We start from the raw sequence: 17,996 nt of genomic DNA on the forward strand, positions 1-17,996 counted from the left end.
TATCAACCGCCAAACCGTGGCGCTTTTTCGTCAAGCAATGCGTTTGCTTCCGCCACCGCCTGTGCAGGGCCTCCCGCATAGCCAAACACGGCCTGACGCAGCGCCACGAATTCCACGCCGGTTTCAGAAACAGCCAAGGCAGAGGCGATATCGGAGCCGCCCATAACGATGGCGGGGATTTCGATCATCGATGCCCACCATTCGCCAAGCGCGAGATTCTTGGAATGGGCTTCCGGTTTGATGTCACCTTCCAGCTTGCCGAAGAACATATAGTCCGGGTTGCTCTCGCCCTGCTCCAGCGCCTTATGGCGGTCATCGGCATTGCCGCCACCTACGATCAGCTTGGGTGCGAAGTTTTCCACAGCCTCGGCCAGCGCTTGCGCATTGCCGACAACATGCAGGCCATCTGCCTTGGAGCGGCTTGCAGCGCGGCTATCGCCAGCCACCAGCGCTGCGGCACCGGCTTCCTGCACGATGGGCACCAGAACCTCGGTCAACTTCTGGAAGGTCGCATCATCCAGTCCATATTGCGGAATGATGACGGAGGCGACATCGCCGCCCCGCAATGCATCTTCCAATGTCTTGGCCTGATTTGCAGCATCATCGTTTGCAGGAACGATCAGAACGAGGCGGCAGCGATCTTGGGGTGCACTCATCAGTTTATCCATTTTCCGCAGACAGGACGCTTCGCCCGCAATCTGCACTCGTTTTCATGTCCTCTTTCCGATAAACCGGACAGGCGAAAGGATCAACCGTCCATCCATGCTGCTCGATTTTCATTTCTTTCTCGTCGCCATCCCCGCAGTCATCCTCGTTGGCCTTTCAAAAGGCGGGCTGGGCGGCGCTTTGGCGCTGATGGGCGTGCCTCTGATGGCGCTGGCCGTGCCACCCGTGCAGGCCGCGGCAATCTTTCTGCCCATCCTCATCGTTATGGATTTGGTCGCGCTGTGGGCATGGCGTCACCATAACCACCGCGAGACGTTGCTGATCCTTCTACCGGGTGCGATGATCGGCATCGGCGTTGGCTGGGCCACGTCTGCGATGATTTCTCCTGACACGATGCGGCTGGTTCTGGCGGCTGTCACCATCATTTTCGTGCTGCAATACTTCTACGAGCGTTTTGTGCTAGGGCCTAAGGTGGCCGTTGCCGCCAAACCGCAAAACCGCGCAAAAGCAACGATCTGGGGCTCTTTTTCCGGTTATGCCAGCTTCGTGGCCCATGCCGGTGGCCCGCCTTTCCAGATTTACGCCATGCCGCTAAAGCTCGACCCGAAAAGCTACACCGGCCTCAGCGTGCGTTTCTTCGCCATCGTCAATGCGGTCAAGCTGGTGTCGTATTTTGCGCTGGAAGCTCTGGATACCACCAATCTGCTGGCAGCGTTTTCGCTGCTGCCGGTGGCCATCGTCTCCACCATGCTGGGCGCGCGGGTGGTGAAATATCTCAAGCCAGCCACTTTTTATCCGCTGATGTATTCGATGGTATTTCTCGCCGCCCTGAAATTGCTGTGGGATGCGCTTCGTTAAAACCGCGAAGTATCCAAATAAAAAGCTCTGATCGCGAGTGCGACCAGAGCCATAATTTTCAAGCCGTCCCGTAAACGCTAATGGCGCCGGGAAGCAGACATTTTGTCAATTAATGCCTTGTCGAGATTTTCAATCTCTGCATTTCATCCTTCAGGCGCAGTTTTTTGCGTTTCAAATCCACAATCTGCTGATCATCTGAGGAGGGGGAAGCAAGAACAGTTTCGAGCTCCTCCTCAAGAGCACCGTGTTTCTTTTCGAGCGATGCAATATGAGCCTGAATGGTCATGCGGCACGTCCTTCCTTGTTGAACCTACCTCCAGCGCTCCATCGCTGGAGTTTCAGGTTTACGACGGCAATGTGACATGGAACGGCGCGCTTGTCGAAGGCAGAATCAAGGCAATATCTGGGCAAAATGGTCATAAGGGAAACTTCCCGTTACCGCTATTTGGTGGTACAGGCACCAGGACAAACAGTAAAATTGCCGGATGGCGGTCCGGTTGTATCAAAATGGGGATAAAAGCATGCCCGATCAGGACCACGCGGACGTTAGGCTGGCACTGGCGCGATTGCGACAGGAGCATGAGGACTACGATGCCGCGATCAACGCGATGATCCAGACCAATTGCGAAGCCTTGCGCATTCAGCGCATGAAGAAGAAAAAGCTGGTCATCAAGGACAAGATGACCCAGATCGAAGACCAGATTATCCCCGACATCATTGCCTGATACGGAGAGACCGTTGAGCACAGAGACACCGCCCGTCGCCATCATCATGGGAAGCCAGTCCGACTGGGAAACCATGAAAAACGCCGCCGATACGCTGGATGCGCTGGATATAGAATATGAAGCGCGCATCATTTCCGCCCACCGCACACCGGAGCGGATGTTCAGCTTCGCGACCGGCGCGCGTGAGGAAGGCTTCAAAGTCATCATCGCCGGTGCCGGGGGTGCGGCCCACCTTCCGGGCATGACGGCGGCTTTAACACCGCTTCCGGTGTTCGGCGTTCCGGTTCAATCGAAAACCATGTCGGGACAGGATAGCCTTTATTCCATCGTGCAGATGCCAGCAGGCATTCCGGTTGGCACATTGGCGATAGGCAAGGCAGGCGCCATCAACGCCGCCCTTCTGGCGGCGGCCGTTCTTGCGCTTTACGACGAAGATCTGGCCGACCGGCTGGATGAATATCGCGCCCGCCAGACGGCAGCGATTGCCGAATACCCCATGGACACCCCGCAATGACATCGGGAAAGATTGGGAAATCTGGAACCATCGGCATAATAGGCGGTGGGCAGCTTGCCCGCATGTTGGCCATGGCAGCTGCGCGCCTCAACTTCCGCACCATCGTGCTGGAGCCACAGGCTGACTGTCCGGCAGCGCAGGTCTGCAACCGCCAGATCGTTGCCGCTTATGACGACGAAAAGGCGCTGGCCGAACTGGCAAGCGTCTGCGATGTCGTAACCTATGAATTTGAAAACGTGCCTGTGGTGGCCGCGCAAACACTGGCCGCCTCCGTTCCAGTCTACCCTCCCCCGCAGGCGCTGAGTGCCTCGCAGGATCGGTTGACGGAAAAGCGTTTCCTGAACGATTGCGGCATTCCAACTGCCGGGTTCCGACAGGTGGACGATCAGGCAGGGCTGGAAGCTGCGCTTGCCGAATTTGGCGGCAAGGGCGTGCTGAAAACACGCCGCATGGGGTATGACGGCAAGGGACAGCGGGTTTTCAAAGGTGGCGAAGACCTGACCGGCGCATTTGCAGCACTGGGCAATGTCGCGCTGATTCTGGAAAGCTTCGTGCCGTTCGAGCGTGAAATCTCGATCATTGCGGCGCGTTTTCAGGATGGCACTGTCACCTGCTACGACCCGGCAGAAAACGTGCATCTGGGCGGCATTCTGCATACATCCACCATTCCGGCGCAACTCTCCGACGCGGCGAAAACGGTGGCAGTGGAATCGGCAGAAAAACTTCTCGCCGCACTCAACTACGTGGGCGTCGTCGGCATCGAGTTCTTCGTGCTGCCGGACGGATCGCTGGTGGCCAACGAGATGGCACCGCGTGTGCACAATACCGGCCACTGGACGGAAGCCGCCTGCGTGATCTCACAGTTTGAGCAGCATATTCGTGCTGTCGCAGGGCTTGCCCATGGCAGCACGCAGCGCCATTCGGATTGTGTGATGACAAATTTGATCGGTGACGACATCAACGACGTGCCACAATGGCTGGCAAAAAAAGACTGCCTCGTGCATCTTTATGGCAAGACGGAAGCGCGTGCGGGCCGCAAGATGGGCCATGTTACGCAACTGATAAATGCCGGAAAGCCGGGTGTTTCCAGCCAAATTGATGGATAGCGTGTTGACAGGCAAAGACTGACAGGGTATTTGCCAGCCAACCGAAAAAAGCGCGCCCCTGTTGCGCGTTTTTGATTGTTTAGATACGCGTGGCAAGAAGCGTCACGCCAAACTGCGGACCAGAAAAATGAAGATCAAGAATTCGCTTAAAGCGCTTAAGGCTCGTCACCGCGATAACCGTCTGGTTCGCCGCAAGGGCCGCGTATACATCATCAACAAGATGAACCCACGCTTCAAGGCTCGTCAGGGCTGATCCGCGTGCGGGTCGTTCGTCTGTCAAAGACGGATCACATTGTTGATAGACTACAAAATTTGATTTCATAATTGGCGCAGGCGGATTATCCTAACCGCATGCGCCAATTCTGTTTTCACGCTCTTCTTATTGCATCGCTCGGCTCCGCTGCTTTCAGCACGCTGTCCGCCGCTCTCCTTGTCCCTGCACAGGCAGCCGATTCGGCAAGCCAGACAGCAGCACCGCAAGGCCTATCCGAAGATTCGGTCAGCAGCCTTTTTTCCAGTCTGAGAAAAGAGCGTGATTCCCAAAAAGCCCGCGTTCTGGCCAACGAGATTGTCGGCGAGTGGAACGATTCCGGCAGCGCCACCATCAACCTTCTGATGAAATGGTCTGAAGAAGCATCCGGAGAAAAGCGGAAAGCCGCCGCTTACGATTTCCTTGATCAAGCCATTCTGCTGAAACCGAACTACGCCCAAGCCTGGTATCGCCGCGCTTTGGTGCATTACGCCGATGGCGACACCCGCAAGGCCATGGCAGACCTGAACACGACCTTGGAAAAAGAACCACGCTTTTTTCCGGCACTGGCCAGCCTCGCCAACATCCTCGAAAGCGGCGAGCGCAATGAGTTGGCGCTGAAGGTTTGGGAGCAGTATCTGGCGCTCTACCCAGCAGACAAGGAAGCCCAGAAGGAAGCGGACGATATTTCCGAAAAGCTTGCCGGCACGCGGAGTTAGAACCACTGCGCGCTTCCGTCATCCCGGACTTGATCCGGATCCAGTGCGATCAAGTCCTTGATCGCAAAAGACTCTTTCGCGCCGCAGACGCGCGCCTGCTGGATTCCGGCTCAAGGCCGGAATGACGGAGGGTTCTTGTTGAACGTCCCAATCAATCACACAAAGACATAAACATATCTTTATGTAACTTGACGCCCACTCACCTTTGCGCCATTGTCCGGCCATCGTGGTTCTGTGGACACTACCATCCAGAGCTAAGAGGGAATGCGGTGAAGGTGTGTTTCACACCCATGCCGTAGCTGCCCCCGCAACTGTAAGCGGCGAGCTTTCATCCACAATGTCACTGGGCGACAACCCGGGAAGACGGATGACGGTGTTGACCCGTGAGCCAGGAGACCTGCCACGATAGATAACGTCCACGGGCGGGGTGTCCCGGTGTGCCGCTTTCTGCGAACGGCATACGTGTGCCGTTTCAAAAGCGTACGCCCATGCCTTGCCCACAACCTTCGGGGTAAGGAACATGACACTCACGACCGCAAATCTCGGCTTTCCGAGAATCGGAAAACACCGCGAACTGAAATTCGCGCTGGAAGCCTACTGGACTGGAAAATCGGACCAGGCCGCACTGCTGGATGTGGCACGCCAACTGCGCGCCAAGAACTGGCAGCTACAGGCACGAAAGGGTCTGGACATCATTCCCTCCAATGATTTCAGCCTCTACGACCACGTTCTCGACACCGCCACGATGGTGGGTGCAATCCCCGCTGGCTATCACTGGCACGGCGGTAAGGTGGACTTGGACACCTATTTCGCTATGGCACGTGGTGCCACCGGCCAAGCGCACAGTGCCTGCGGGCATAACCATGGTGGCGAAGGCGTTGCGGCGCTGGAAATGACCAAATGGTTTGACACGAATTACCATTATCTCGTGCCGGAACTTCATGCGGCACAACAGTTTGTTCTCACTGAAAACAGACCACTTGCCGCGTTTCTGGAAGCAAGGGAACTCGGCATTCACACCCGTCCGGTGTTGCTGGGGCCGATCACCTTCCTCAAACTCTCCAAGACCACGGATGGCAGCGATGCCTTTGATCTGCTAGGCCGCTTGCTGCCGGTTTATGCCAGGATTTTGCAGGAGCTTTCCGACGCTAGCTGCGATTGGGTGCAGATCGACGAGCCCTGCCTTGCGCTTGATCTTTCCGACGGTGAGCGCGAGTTGGTGAAGTCCAGCTACGCAACGCTGTTTCAGGCGGCCCCTGAACTGAACGTGATGCTGGCCACCTATTTCGGTCCGTTGGGTGAAAACCTCAAAACAGCACTCGGCCTACCCGTCAGCGGTCTGCACATCGACGTGACACGCGGCAAGGAAGAGTGGAAGACGATTGCGGAGATTATTCCAGCACGGTTGACGCTGTCTCTGGGCATCATCGATGGACGCAATGTTTGGCGTGCCGATCTGGCAGACCTTGCCCGGGCGATCAGCGATATCAATGCTGAGCGCCCGGAGCTGCACATCCAGATCGCACCATCCTGCTCGCTTTTGCATGTGCCGATTGATGCGGAACTGGAAACCGATCTGGACGATGAGCTTCGCTCTTGGCTGTCTTTCGCTACGCAAAAGCTGGAAGAAATCTCCACGCTGCGTGACCTCGTTGATGGCAAAGTAGGCGCCATTGATCGCTTGCTGGAGAATACACGGCACCACTCGCCCCGCGTGAATGATCCCGCTGTGGCTAAGCGTCTCGGAGAACTGGTGGGCGTAACCCATAACCGCAAATCCGGCTTTGCAGAACGACAGGCCGTTCAGGAACAGCGTTTCCAACTGCCGCTGTTTCCGACAACGACCATCGGTTCCTTTCCGCAAACGCCGGAAGTGCGCAAGGCACGCTCTGCCCATGGCAAGGGTGCTTTGAGTGACAACCAATATCGCACGTTTCTGGAAAAAGAGACGGCTAACGCCATTCGCTGGCAGGAGGATATCGGACTTGATGTGCTGGTTCACGGCGAGTTCGAGCGCAATGACATGGTGCAATATTTCGGCGAACAGCTTTCCGGCTTCGCCTTCACCAAACACGCATGGGTGCAGAGCTATGGCTCGCGTTATGTGCGCCCGCCGATCATTTACGGCGATGTTTCGCGCCCGCAGTCGATGACAGTTAGCTGGTGGCAATTCGCGCAGGCGCAGACCGATAAGCCGATGAAGGGCATGTTGACCGGGCCGGTCACGATCCTCAACTGGTCGTTCGTGCGCGATGACCTGCCGCGTGAAACCGTGTGCCGCCAAATCGCGCTTGCCATTCGCGACGAAGTGATCGATCTCGAAAAGGCCGGTGCGGGCATGATCCAGATCGATGAGGCCGCCCTTCGGGAAGGACTGCCGCTGCGCAAGGCCGACTGGCAATATTACCTCGACTGGGCAGTCGAATCCTTCCGCATTTGCGCAAGCGATGTGGCCGACGAGACCCAGATTCACACCCATATGTGCTATTCCGAGTTCAACGACATCATGGATGCCATCACCGCCATGGATGCGGACGTGATTTCCATCGAAACATCCCGTTCGAAAATGGAATTGCTGGATGTGTTCAAGGACCAGGCCTACCCGAATGAAATCGGCCCCGGCGTTTACGACATCCACTCTCCGCGCGTGCCGGATATTTCCGAAATGCAAAACCTACTCCATCTCGCCCGCCAGCGTCTGAATGGTCGGCAATTGTGGGTGAACCCGGATTGCGGCCTGAAAACCCGCAAATGGGATGAGGTGAAACCGGCTCTGATGAACATGGTCGAGGCTGCGAAGGCGCAGCGAAACGGCGATTTGACGACGAAGGAACGCAAAACGGCGTAGCACCACAAAAAGAAACGCCGGGAGACATCCCGGCGTTGCATCGTCCAAAATCAATGAGGCTCAACCTCACTCCATGCCGAGTGCGGCCATGTAGGTCTGCAAGATCGTTTCTTCTTCGATACGCTCGTTGGCATCTTTCTTGCGAAGGCGGATGATGGTGCGGATGGCCTTGGTGTCGTAACCACGCCCCTTGGCTTCACCCATCACGTCCTTGATATCGCCCGAAATCGCGGCCTTTTCTTCTTCCAGACGCTCGATGCGCTCGATGAACTGGCGCAGTTCGGCGGCGGCTACGGTTTCGGTTGTCGCTGTTTCGTCCATCCTATCAATCCTTCACGGGTGGCGGTTCTTCTGGAAGAACCCTGTTCATTCAAAATCGGGTGAGGGTTTTGCCTCTTGCCGCAGGCTATGCGGCATAAATTTCAGGTTGGTGAACTGCCCGTCCCAAGGCCGCACGTCAAGCCGTTTCCGGTAATCAGGCCTATTCCTTCGGCCTGTTTTGCTCGAATGCGGCTTTCTGGGCATCGTTGGCATCGCCTTGATGCAGCCGTTTCCAGTCATCATAGGGCATGCCGTAGACGATCTCACGGGCGGCGTCCTTGCTGATGTCTTGGCCAGCCTCTTTCGCCGCATCCGTATACCAGTTGGACAGGCAGTTGCGGCAGAACCCGGCAAGGTTCATCAAATCGATATTCTGCACATCGCTTCGCTCGCGCAAATGCTGCAAAAGCCTGCGGAAAGCAGCGGCTTCGAATTCGGTTTGCTGTCTCTCGTCAAGGTCGCTCATCTTGCTCTCCAGTCAATATGGTCCCGCTCGCGAGGCGAACTGCTGATATTCGTGCAGGGTGGGATCATCGTTCATTGCGGCGAAAATGGGAGCGAGGCGTTGGCTCCACGCCGTAATCCCCGCCTCATCACCAATCAAATCCTGCCGCACTTCCAAAAGCGCGTGGGCAATGCCGTGTCTCATACAATGGTGATACATTGTGTCGCCCTTCAAGGCGCCATCATAAGGCTCATTGTCCCCCACCAGAATATCGCCCCCTGCCCGCAAATGCTCCAGCAAAGGCAAAACTGCACGGTGGTCCGTGTCCCACAACACGGCCGCGTGCCATGGGCGGGCAACATCTTTCCAGAACGGCGTATAGGAATGCAGGGAAAGCACCAGCGGCGCCTTGCCCGCTTGGCTGGCAACCTTGCCCAGCACCGAAGCCACGGCATTGTGATAGGGCCGGTGGTAGGTGTTGAGGCGCAAATCCCACTCATCCTGCGTCATGGGATGATTGCCGGGAATGATCGCGCCATCGGAAATCTTCATGATGAGTGTCGGATCGTCCTCACCGCGATTGGGGTCGATCAGCAGGCGCGAAAATCGGCCCATCACCGCAGGGACACCCAGACGCGCTGCCAGTTGCCGCGTCAAACCCTCAATACCGATATCGAAAGCGATATGACGTTGAAAAGCGGCTTGCGGCAGACCCAGATTGCCGTAGTGTGCGGGCAGAAGGTTCATGGCGTGATCTGCGATCAAAACCATGCCTTTGTCATAATCGCCTTCTATGATTTCGTATGGCTGGAAGTCTGACATATGTGATTTCTAGAGTCTGTAAGGGGGAGACGCTTGATGCCATGGCTTGACGCCACGCGCAAGTTAAGACGGCGAAACGGCGCTCCTCGGCACCGCACACGAGACCCCACAGAAATATAATCGATTGAAGTCTCGTTGACTTTCTTGGGCGTCCGCGCCAAGAAGTGTTTTCATTTTATAACCATGGAATCCGGATGGAAGCCGTGACACACACATTCTCCGCTCTCCTTGAAAAACATCGGCGCGTGATTCGCTTTTTCGCCGCAGCCGTCCTTTTCAGCACTCCCGTATTCGTCGCCGCGCCAGCGTGGGCGGATTTCCGTGTTTGCAACAGCACCCAGAACCTTGTGGGCGTCGCCATCGGCTATCGCGCGCAGGCTGGCTGGATCAGCGAAGGCTGGTGGCAAGTGCCCGCTTCCACATGTGCCACACTCATCGAGGGTGAGCTGGCATCACGCTATTATTACCTCTACGCCGAAGATGCCGCCCGTGGCGGCAGATGGACCGGCGACGTCAACATGTGCGTCGCGGAAAACGAGTTCAAAATCGACGGCGTGGATGATTGTTTTGCCCGTAGTTTCCAGCGAATGGGTTTCAAGGAATACGATACGGGCAGACAGGGAAGCTGGATGGTCCAGCTTTCTGACACGCCAGGCACACAGGAAAGTCAGAACTGATGAAGCGTAACCGCAAAGTCAAAATCCTTGCAACTCTCGGCCCAGCCTCATCCGATGAAGCGATGATCGAGAAGCTCCATCAGGCAGGCGCAGATCTCTTCCGCATCAATATGAGCCACGCCAGCCATGATGTGATGCGCACCCTGATCCAGCGCATCCGCTCCGTTGAAAGCCGCAATGGCCGTCCCATCGGCATTCTGGCCGACCTTCAGGGTCCAAAGCTGCGCGTCGGCAAATTTGCAGACACCAAGGTCGATCTGGTTGCAGGCCAAACCTTCACGCTGGATAACAACCAGGAACCGGGTGACAAGAACCGCGTCTTCCTGCCGCATCCTGAAATTCTTGAAGCCGTCAAGCCGGGCGACCGCCTGCTGATCGACGATGGCAAGCTGCACCTGCGCGCTGAAAAGTGCGATGGCACGAGCATCGTCACCACCGTTGTGTCCGGCACCAAGATTTCCGACCGCAAGGGCATCAGCCTTCCCGATACGCTTTTGGGCGTTGGCGTTTTGACCGACAAGGACCGCGTGGACCTTGATGCGGTTCTGGCAACCGACGAAGTAGACTGGGTAGCGCTATCATTCGTCCAGCGCCCGGAAGATCTGGTCGAAGTCCGCAAGATCGCCGGCAACCGCGTTGGTCTGATGTCCAAGATCGAAAAGCCACAGGCCGTTGAGCGCATCGAAGAAATCATCGCACTGTCCGACGCTCTCATGGTTGCCCGTGGCGACCTCGGCGTGGAAATGCCGCTGGAAGCCGTTCCCGGCATTCAGAAACAGCTGACACGCGCCTGCCGCCGGGCAGGAAAGCCGGTGGTCGTTGCCACGCAGATGCTGGAATCGATGATCTCAGCCGCTGTCCCAACCCGCGCCGAAGTATCAGACGTCGCAACTGCCGTGTTTGAAGGCGCAGACGCCATCATGCTGTCTGCTGAATCCGCATCGGGCGATTATCCAGTTGAAGCCGTCACCACCATGGCGTCCATTGCCAGCACGGTGGAGCAGGATCCTTACTACTCCAACATCATCTACGCGCAGCGTCCACAGCCGGAAGCAACCGGCGCAGACGCCATTTCGCTGGCTGCACGCCAGATCGCCGAAACACTCGGCCTGTCTGCGATCGTTACCTACACCTCATCGGGCACGACCGGCCTTCGCGCCGCGCGCGAGCGCCCACAGGTGCCGATCATTGCACTGTCGCCCATCATCCAGACCGCCCGTCGCCTTTCCGTTGTATGGGGTCTGCATTGCGTCGTCACCGGCGATGCAAGCGATCAGGACGACATGGTCAACCGCGCATGTCGCATTGTTGTGGATGAAGGTTTCGGCAAACCCGGCGACCGCATCATCATCTCCGCAGGCGTCCCATTGGGCACACCCGGTGCAACCAACATGGTGCGCATCGCCTATATCGGTTCGGACGGCCAAAGCGGCGTTTAACGAAACGGCATGGTGGCGGACGTTCGTTCCGCCGCCACCGTCTCATCTTCGAGAAACAAAAAAGGCGTAGCATTTGCTGCGCCTTTTTTGTTGGTCATGCTGGTGACGATTATCCGTTGGCCTGATACGCGGCGATAACGATATCCACTTGCGCGGCATTCATCGCCTGCATCTGCGTTGTTGTGAACGCGAGAATATTGTCCGTGGACAGATTGCTCAGCGCCGTTGTCGTCAGACCGGCAATCGATGACTTCTTGATCGACGCAATCTCGGACTCGGTAAAGCTGTTGAGTTCCGCCGCAGACAGTGTTGCAACCTGCTTCACATTCAGGACAGCAATCTGTTGCGCGTCCAAAGCTTCGATGCTGTCTGAACTCAGCGCATCAAATTGCGCAGTTGTCAAAGCGGCGATCTGTTTAGTCGTCAGTGCTTCAAGCTTTGACGCATCGAGATTGGCAATAACATCCGTCGACAAACCAACGATCTGTTTTGGCGTCAGTCCAGAGAACTGCTCCGGCGTCAGCGCCGATAATTGCTCAGACGTCAACGCCTTCATCTGATCTGACGAAAGGGCAGCGATTTGCGCCGTGGTCAAAGCCACGATATTTTCTGTCGACAGACCAGCAAGTGTGGCCGTGCCCAAACCTGCAATGGCGGCCTTCTTCAGTGATGCAATTTCAGATGTCGTGAAGCTGTTCAGTTCGTCGGCAGAAAGCGTTGCCGCCTGTTTGGATGTGAGACCTGCCACCTGCACCTCGTCCAAAGCCTCGATGCTGGCGGAATTCAGCGCATCGAATTGCGCTGTCGTCAATGAGGCAATCTGTTTGGTGCTCAGGGCGGCAAGCTTCGTGCTGTCGAGGTTGGCAATGACATCGGTGGAAAGGCCGCTAATCTGTTTGGAGGTCAAGCCGGAAAACTGATCCGGCGTCAGCGCCGACAATTGCGCTGTGGTCAAAGCTTTCATCTGGTCCGACGACAAGGCAGCGACCTGCGCTGATGTCAGTGCTGCAATCCGGTCTGTCGAAAGACCAGCAAGTGAGGCGGTCGTCAATCCGGAAATGGCAGCCTTCTTGATCGATGCGATCTCCGAGGTGGTGAAGCTGTTGAGTTCGGCAGAAGACAGTGTCGCGACCTGCTTGGCAGTCAAGCCAGCGACCTGTTCATCATCCAAAGCCGCGATGCTGGCAGAGTTCAGCGCATCGAATTGCGCCGTCGTCAGCGCGGCAATCTGCTTTGTCGTCAGCGCCGAAAGCTTGGTGCTGTTCAGCGTGGAGAGCGCTTCGGTCGAAAGGCCGACAATCTGCTTGGCGGTGAATGCGGAAAACTGCTCTGTCGTCAGAGCCGACAGTTGAGCGGACGTCAGCGCCTTCACCTGATCTGACGAAAAGGCCGCGACCTGCGTTGTGGTCAAGGCCGCAATCCGGTCCGTCGAAAGACCGGCCAGCGCCGCCGTCCCCAATCCCGAAATCGATACTTTCTTGATCAGCGCGATTTCTGCGGTGGTGAAACTATTGAGTTCATCCGCAGACAAGGTGGCGACCTGCTGGGGGGTAAGGCCAGCAATTTGCTCATTGCCCAACGCCTGAATATTGGCTGAACTTAGCGCATCGAACTGTGCGGTCGTCAGTGATGAAATCTGGCGTGTGCTGAGAGCTGCAAGTTTGCTACTGGTCAGATTTGCAATCACATCCGTCGACAGACCGACAATCTGCTTGGATGTCAGAGCAGAAAATTGCTCCGGTGTGAGCGCAGAAAGCTGAGCAGAGGTGAGCGCCTTCATCTGGTCGGACGACAAGGCTCCGACCTGCGCCGTGGTCAACACGGCAATCCGGTCCGTCGAGAGACCAGCCAAAGCTGCGGTGCCCAATCCGGTCAGCGACGATTTTTTGATCGACGCAATCTCTGCCGTGGTGAAACTGTTGAGTTCATCCGCAGACAGTGTCGACACATGTTTTGCCGTCAGTGCGGAAATCTGCGTGCTATCCAGCGCCTGAATCTGCGTGCTGGAAAATCCGTCGAGTTGGCTCGTATAAAGTGCCGTCACCTGCGCGGTCGTCAAACCTGACACCTGCGCAGTGCCGAGGACAGCCAGTTGGCTCAACGTCAGACCCGTGACCGATTTGGGCGCGATGGAGCTGACAATCTGCGATGTGAGCGAGGAGACGACCGCCGTGCCCAGCACACCGATCTGGCTAGACGTAAACGCCTTGATCTGGCTGGAGCTTAGCTCGTTCAGGTCATCCGTGGTCAGCGATGCAACCGCCGAGGTGGAAAGCAGTGCGATCTGCTTGGTAGAAAAAGAAGCAATTATAGAAGTCATGAGCGCACGCCACCGTCTTACTGGCCAAGGCGCTGTTCACATGACGGCGTCACGCATTGACGTCAGACTTCAAGCCCGGATGACCAGCGCTTAAAATACCCGTCAGAACGTTCCGACCCGCCAAAAAATAGGGCTATAGCCGGACAACCGTTACATAAACAACGAATTTACAAGGAACATGGCTCGCAAGAACCGGCGCATTGAATGGCATCATGCATCCAGAGTTTCATTCAAACTCTGTCTTTGCGCCCCGAAACAAATGATGTTTCGTCCCGCTGCGGTCTTCACCCGAAACTCTTCGGACAGCAGCGAATATACTCGGTACACACGCAAAAGTAACAGCCTCGATATTGCGCGTCAAGCCACGGATATCATCCGTTGGACTGTCTCGCAAAAAAGACCTTCTCCTGCCTTTACAAACGAAAACCGCGGCATCGTCTTTATGAGCGATCCTGCGGTTTAAAACGCAAATGATGGTATTGATCCGGCCTAGTGCATTTTGATGGGTGTGCTGAAACGGCTGGAGTCGATTGCAGCGGCACCGGGGCGGAAGCTGGCGGTGGCGGCCGAGGCGGACATATCGTGGCTGAGCATCCGGTTGTTGATGACGCGCGGCGCCTTGACCGCACGGCCCGTAATGCCCTTGTCCTGGCTCAGCGCCCAATCAGAGATCGCTTCCTGCGTCAGACGTCCACCGCTGACCATGGCTTTTTCAGCAATGGCGGCTTCCTTTTTGCTCGGACGTGCGCCCTTGGTTGGCAAACCTGCACCCAGACCGCCATTGGCGCTTGGCTTCACGTCGAACGCGTCACCGAAGCCTTCCTCGCTCTTGACATAGGAACTCGTGTTGAGCTTGGCGGTTTGAACGGGCTTATCGGCAACCTTGTGATCGACGAGCGAAGGGAACTGCGCAGCCGTCGGCATGGCGGTTGCCGCATAGGCCGAGCGTGCAGACTGGCCACTCTGTTCCAGCGCTGCCACAACCATCGGCGAAAGCTCCGCCTGCTGTTGCTCAGCCTGGTCGTCCTGTCCTTCCAGATCGGAATTGGCAGAGGCAAGCAAGGCTTCTGCGACAGCCGGACGGTTGGCGGGCACAGGAATATGGGCGGCCAGAGCGTCGGCAGGCATGTTTTCAGATGCGAGAGACGCCATCTGCGACCCCTGCGCATCACCCTTCATGCCACGCGGTCCAAGCAGCGTTGGAACGGGAATGGAATATTGCGCCAGATCGGCAAACTTCTGTTCCGCAGGTGCTGCGGTTGGGGTTGGTGTCGTTGCAGCCTGAAGCGCATCCTGCGCCGCATTGCGCGCTGGAGAATAAAGCGCGGTGGCAAGGCCGTTCTGGCCATCCTGATTGCGGAATGCCGGACGTGCTGTCGGCAATGGCGCGGTTACGCCGGGAAGCGGCTGAGCAGAGGCCACGGCGACCGCCACGGGTGCTTCTTCCGGTTCCTGCGCCACAGGGGCAGGAGCGGAAGGCCGTGCTGCGGGTTCTGGCGACGCAATGCCTTCGGCATCTTCGTCCTCATCCCCACCACCGAAGAGCGTGGCCAGCAAAGTCTTGCGTTTGCCACCAGACGACGCCGAAGCCGGACCGGCACCGGCAGTGCTGGCAACCTGAACGGAGGACGAACTCACACGCTTCTTGTAATCGTTCATGGCCTGATCATAACCAGGCAAAGGCTTACCATCCGAAGGCAGGTGAATGGTGTTGCCATTCGGGAAAATCCGAACGAGTTCCTGACGGCTCATGCGTGGCCAGGCGCGGACACCGCCGACATCCATATGCACGAAAGGCGAACCGGAGGTCGGATAAAAACCAACGCCGCCGATCTGCATCTGCATACCTATTTCACGCAAACGAGCGAGCTTGACGCCGGGAATGTAAAAATCCATCGCCTTGCCGAGCGTGTGCTGGCTCTTTTCGGCGACACCCTTGGTGCGCGAGCGCAACATGCCGTTGGTTTCTGGCGAACGGAACGCGGACACAACGTTGATGTAGTCCGTCGCGCCAGAGCGGCGATAGACTTCCCAAACGAGGTCGAAAAGACGCGGATCCATTTTTGTGGGCTGGTTGCGACGCCAATCGCGCAGGAAACGGTTCATTTCCTGAAGACCCTTGGCGTCATACTTGCCGTTTCTCTTGAACGTGATGACGGCTTTTTCTTTTGTATGGATATAATAGAGCTTCAAACTGCGTGTTTCGGCGGCAGCTTCCGTCGCCGAAATTCCGAGTACGGGCACTGCGGCCAGCAAAAGGCATGCACAGGTGACAACGCGTGCCGACAGCTTCGTGCATATATCTTTAATCAGGCTGCGCGCTATCTTGCCCGAGAGCGCGATATTCCGATGCAGATAAGGCAATTTGATCCCCGCCTGGCAGACAATTTGTCAGATTGTCCCACATGAACCTCAATTACGGTCAGACGATGGCAATTTTGCCACACATCCACAACCTTCCTCTATATAGTGAATGCCTCACTAACAAGAAGTTTATAGACCGTAAGTGAATATCCTTGCCCGGAAGTTAACAAGTCCCAATTTCGCCAATCTACGCCTTATCCGCCGTAAAGAGAGCGTCACACGTCCAAAACGGATCGCTTGACGCTCTTATGACTTGAAAGCGCCATGCGCTTAGGCCGCGTCACGGAGTGGATCATCGGGATTAATGCCATAATCCTTCAACTTGCGGTAAAGGGTGGAGCGCCCGATGCCGAGTTTGCGGGCAACCTGGCTCATCTGCCCGCGATAGAACCGCAAGGCAAACCGGATCAGCTCTTCTTCGATATCGGCGATCTTGCGCACATTGCCGCTGTCATCCGTGCTGGCAATCAGGCTACCGCCGGGGAACGTAGAGGCCGATGATCGCTCATCGTCCGTCGCCATCGCTTCCATGACAGACATAATCTCTGCCGCACTGCTTCTGCTTTCGGGTGACGGTGGTGGCGCAACCAGCAGAGAACGCTCGGTTGGACGATGCATAATGTCTTGCTCGTCCACGTCGCCGGCAAACTCCGGCACCTGAAGCGCGATCTGCGGAAAGTCCGTTTCGGTCAACTCATCGCCCTGCGCCAGCACGACTGCGCGGAAGACGGCATTTTCCAGTTGGCGGATATTGCCCGGCCAGTCATAAGCGGTCAACAAGGCCAAGGCCCCGGCGCTGACACCCAGACCATGCGGCAGTTTTTGCTCGACCGAAAAACGCTCAGCAAAAACGCGCGCCAGGTAGGGCACATCTTCCTTGCGGCGGCGAAGGGCAGGAATGGTGATGGGGAACACGTTGAGGCGATAATACAGGTCTTCGCGGAAACGGCCTTCCTTCACCTCTTCGATCAGGTCCTTGTTGGTCGCCGAAATCAGCCGCACATTGACCTTCTGAACTCTGGACGAGCCGACGGTTTCGATCTCGCCCTGCTGAACGGCGCGCAGAAGCTTGACCTGCACCTCCAGCGGAAGATCACCGATCTCATCCAGAAACAATGTGCCACCATCGGCTTCCATAAATTTGCCGATGTGCTTTTCAGTAGCACCGGTAAAGGCACCCTTTTCATGGCCGAAGAGAATGCTTTCCACCAGATTATGCGGAATTGCACCGCAATTGACGGTGATGAAAGGCTTGGCCGCACGGTCGCCGCCAGACTGGATGGCGCGGGCAATCATTTCCTTGCCAACGCCGGATTCACCTTCCAGCACCACAGGAATGTTGGATTGTGCCGCACGCTGCGCCAGTTCGATGACGCGCAGCATCGCAGGGCTGGCCGATACGATATCGTTGAAGTTCACCGCATGATGACGCGAGCGGCGACCGGTGCGGGCTTTCGCCTCGCGCTGGTCCAGTTTCAATGCGTTGGAAATGGCTGCACCAATGCGTTCCGGCGAAACGGGCTTGACCACAAAATCGAAAGCACCAGCGCGCATGGCCTGCACCACCACATCGATGCCGCCCTGTCCGGTCTGTACGATGACGGGCACATCGGTGCCCAGTTCACCAACGGCTTTCAGGAATGACAGTCCATCCATTTCCGGCATCATGAGATCGAGCACGATGACGCTGATATCGCCCGTGTGCTGTTTCAACAGTTCCAGCCCCACCCTGCCATTTTCAGCAAGGATCGGGTGGTGTCCAAACCGTTCCACCGCGTTTTTGAGCAGGCGACGCTGAACGGGATCGTCATCGATAACGAGAACTTGCGCTGTCATTTTTGGCTCCGGTTTCCGGTTTATGAACCTGCTTCATGCAGACCCTTTGAACGGAATGTGCCATACGAGCCTTGAACATCCAGTTT

Annotated in this window: 16 protein-coding genes, 2 pseudogenes and 1 riboswitch; of the genes and pseudogenes, 9 read left to right on the top strand and 9 right to left on the bottom strand. The window is 56.7% G+C overall.

The genetic code is table 11. The annotated features are described in order from the left end of the window. Positions 1-2: 2 nt before the first annotated feature. On the bottom strand, positions 3-656 hold the full coding sequence (locus RMR16_RS10825) for a thiamine phosphate synthase (RefSeq protein WP_320198220.1): 654 nt from the start codon (positions 654-656) through the stop codon (positions 3-5). 106 nt (positions 657-762) lie between these two features. Between RMR16_RS10825 and RMR16_RS10830 the strand changes: the two genes are divergently transcribed. Next, on the top strand, positions 763-1,524 hold the full coding sequence (locus tag RMR16_RS10830) for a sulfite exporter TauE/SafE family protein (protein ID WP_320198219.1): 762 nt from the start codon (positions 763-765) through the stop codon (positions 1,522-1,524). Between the two features lie 109 nt (positions 1,525-1,633). On the opposite strand, the gene RMR16_RS10835 is transcribed toward RMR16_RS10830, so the two are convergent. After that, positions 1,634-1,810 (bottom strand): YdcH family protein, encoded by a 177-nt coding sequence (locus RMR16_RS10835; protein ID WP_320198218.1) that lies wholly within the window; start codon positions 1,808-1,810, stop codon positions 1,634-1,636. Between the two features lie 235 nt (positions 1,811-2,045). On the opposite strand from RMR16_RS10835, the gene RMR16_RS10840 reads away from it, so the two are divergent. From RMR16_RS10840 to metE, 6 genes are all read left to right on the top strand, one after another. Beyond that, entirely contained in the window at positions 2,046-2,249 is a 204-nt protein-coding gene (locus RMR16_RS10840; protein ID WP_067650819.1) for a YdcH family protein, read from the top strand. A gap of 46 nt (positions 2,250-2,295) precedes the next feature. Continuing rightward, the gene (purE, locus tag RMR16_RS10845; protein ID WP_413785960.1) at positions 2,296-2,763 is read left to right on the top strand and encodes a 5-(carboxyamino)imidazole ribonucleotide mutase; all 468 of its coding nucleotides are present in this window, start codon (positions 2,296-2,298) and stop codon (positions 2,761-2,763) included. Then, positions 2,760-3,869 (top strand): 5-(carboxyamino)imidazole ribonucleotide synthase, encoded by a 1,110-nt coding sequence (locus RMR16_RS10850; RefSeq protein ID WP_320198216.1) that lies wholly within the window; start codon positions 2,760-2,762, stop codon positions 3,867-3,869. Before purE ends, RMR16_RS10850 begins: the two co-directional genes overlap by 4 nt. Before the next feature lie 127 nt (positions 3,870-3,996). Next, entirely contained in the window at positions 3,997-4,122 is a 126-nt protein-coding gene (gene ykgO / locus RMR16_RS10855) for a type B 50S ribosomal protein L36 (protein ID WP_007607121.1), read from the top strand. A gap of 98 nt (positions 4,123-4,220) precedes the next feature. Beyond that, positions 4,221-4,838: a hypothetical protein gene (locus RMR16_RS10860; protein ID WP_320198215.1), complete on the top strand. Its 618-nt coding sequence runs from the start codon at positions 4,221-4,223 to the stop codon at positions 4,836-4,838. Between the two features lie 210 nt (positions 4,839-5,048). Continuing rightward, a riboswitch (cobalamin riboswitch) is annotated at positions 5,049-5,257 on the top strand. Positions 5,258-5,358: 101 nt separating this feature from the next. Then, complete coding sequence (gene metE, locus RMR16_RS10865; protein WP_320198214.1) at positions 5,359-7,686, top strand: 5-methyltetrahydropteroyltriglutamate--homocysteine S-methyltransferase; 2,328 nt, start codon at positions 5,359-5,361, stop codon at positions 7,684-7,686. Between the two features lie 66 nt (positions 7,687-7,752). Here metE and RMR16_RS10870 read toward each other — a convergent pair whose 3' ends face one another. The 3 genes from RMR16_RS10870 to RMR16_RS10880 all read right to left on the bottom strand — a co-directional run bounded on the left by RMR16_RS10870 (position 7,753) and on the right by RMR16_RS10880 (position 9,274). Next, positions 7,753-8,007 carry a DUF2312 domain-containing protein gene (locus RMR16_RS10870; protein WP_042617583.1) on the bottom strand — a complete coding sequence of 85 codons (255 nt, stop codon included), beginning with the start codon at positions 8,005-8,007 and terminating at the stop codon, positions 7,753-7,755. A gap of 160 nt (positions 8,008-8,167) precedes the next feature. After that, on the bottom strand, positions 8,168-8,473 hold the full coding sequence (locus tag RMR16_RS10875) for a DUF1244 domain-containing protein (protein WP_320198213.1): 306 nt from the start codon (positions 8,471-8,473) through the stop codon (positions 8,168-8,170). Positions 8,474-8,485: 12 nt separating this feature from the next. Further along, entirely contained in the window at positions 8,486-9,274 is a 789-nt protein-coding gene (locus tag RMR16_RS10880; protein WP_320198212.1) for an N-formylglutamate amidohydrolase, read from the bottom strand. 194 nt (positions 9,275-9,468) lie between these two features. On the opposite strand from RMR16_RS10880, the gene RMR16_RS10885 reads away from it, so the two are divergent. Together RMR16_RS10885 and pyk are read left to right on the top strand one after the other, a co-directional pair. After that, positions 9,469-9,951 (top strand): DUF1036 domain-containing protein, encoded by a 483-nt coding sequence (locus tag RMR16_RS10885; RefSeq protein ID WP_413785952.1) that lies wholly within the window; start codon positions 9,469-9,471, stop codon positions 9,949-9,951. Then, positions 9,951-11,390: a pyruvate kinase gene (gene pyk, locus RMR16_RS10890; RefSeq protein WP_320198211.1), complete on the top strand. Its 1,440-nt coding sequence runs from the start codon at positions 9,951-9,953 to the stop codon at positions 11,388-11,390. The genes RMR16_RS10885 and pyk overlap by 1 nt, the downstream gene beginning before the upstream one ends. A 109-nt stretch (positions 11,391-11,499) precedes the next feature. Here the strand turns inward: pyk and RMR16_RS10895 are convergent, their stop codons facing one another. The 4 genes and pseudogenes from RMR16_RS10895 to RMR16_RS10910 all read right to left on the bottom strand — a co-directional run. After that, the gene (locus tag RMR16_RS10895; RefSeq protein WP_320198210.1) at positions 11,500-13,710 is read right to left on the bottom strand and encodes an ice nucleation-like protein; all 2,211 of its coding nucleotides are present in this window, start codon (positions 13,708-13,710) and stop codon (positions 11,500-11,502) included. Positions 13,711-14,199: 489 nt separating this feature from the next. After that, on the bottom strand, positions 14,200-16,074 hold the full coding sequence (locus RMR16_RS10900; RefSeq protein ID WP_320198209.1) for a DUF882 domain-containing protein: 1,875 nt from the start codon (positions 16,072-16,074) through the stop codon (positions 14,200-14,202). A 270-nt stretch (positions 16,075-16,344) separates the two neighbouring features. Further along, positions 16,345-16,545 (bottom strand): annotated as a pseudogene (locus RMR16_RS10905) (helix-turn-helix domain-containing protein); the annotation flags it as partial. A gap of 176 nt (positions 16,546-16,721) precedes the next feature. Next, positions 16,722-17,910, bottom strand: a pseudogene (locus RMR16_RS10910) (sigma-54-dependent transcriptional regulator); the annotation flags it as partial. Between the last annotated feature and the right edge of the window lie 86 nt (positions 17,911-17,996).

Origin of the sequence: Agrobacterium sp. rho-13.3, assembly GCF_033957765.2 — a bacterium.
GTDB lineage: Bacteria > Pseudomonadota > Alphaproteobacteria > Rhizobiales > Rhizobiaceae > Agrobacterium.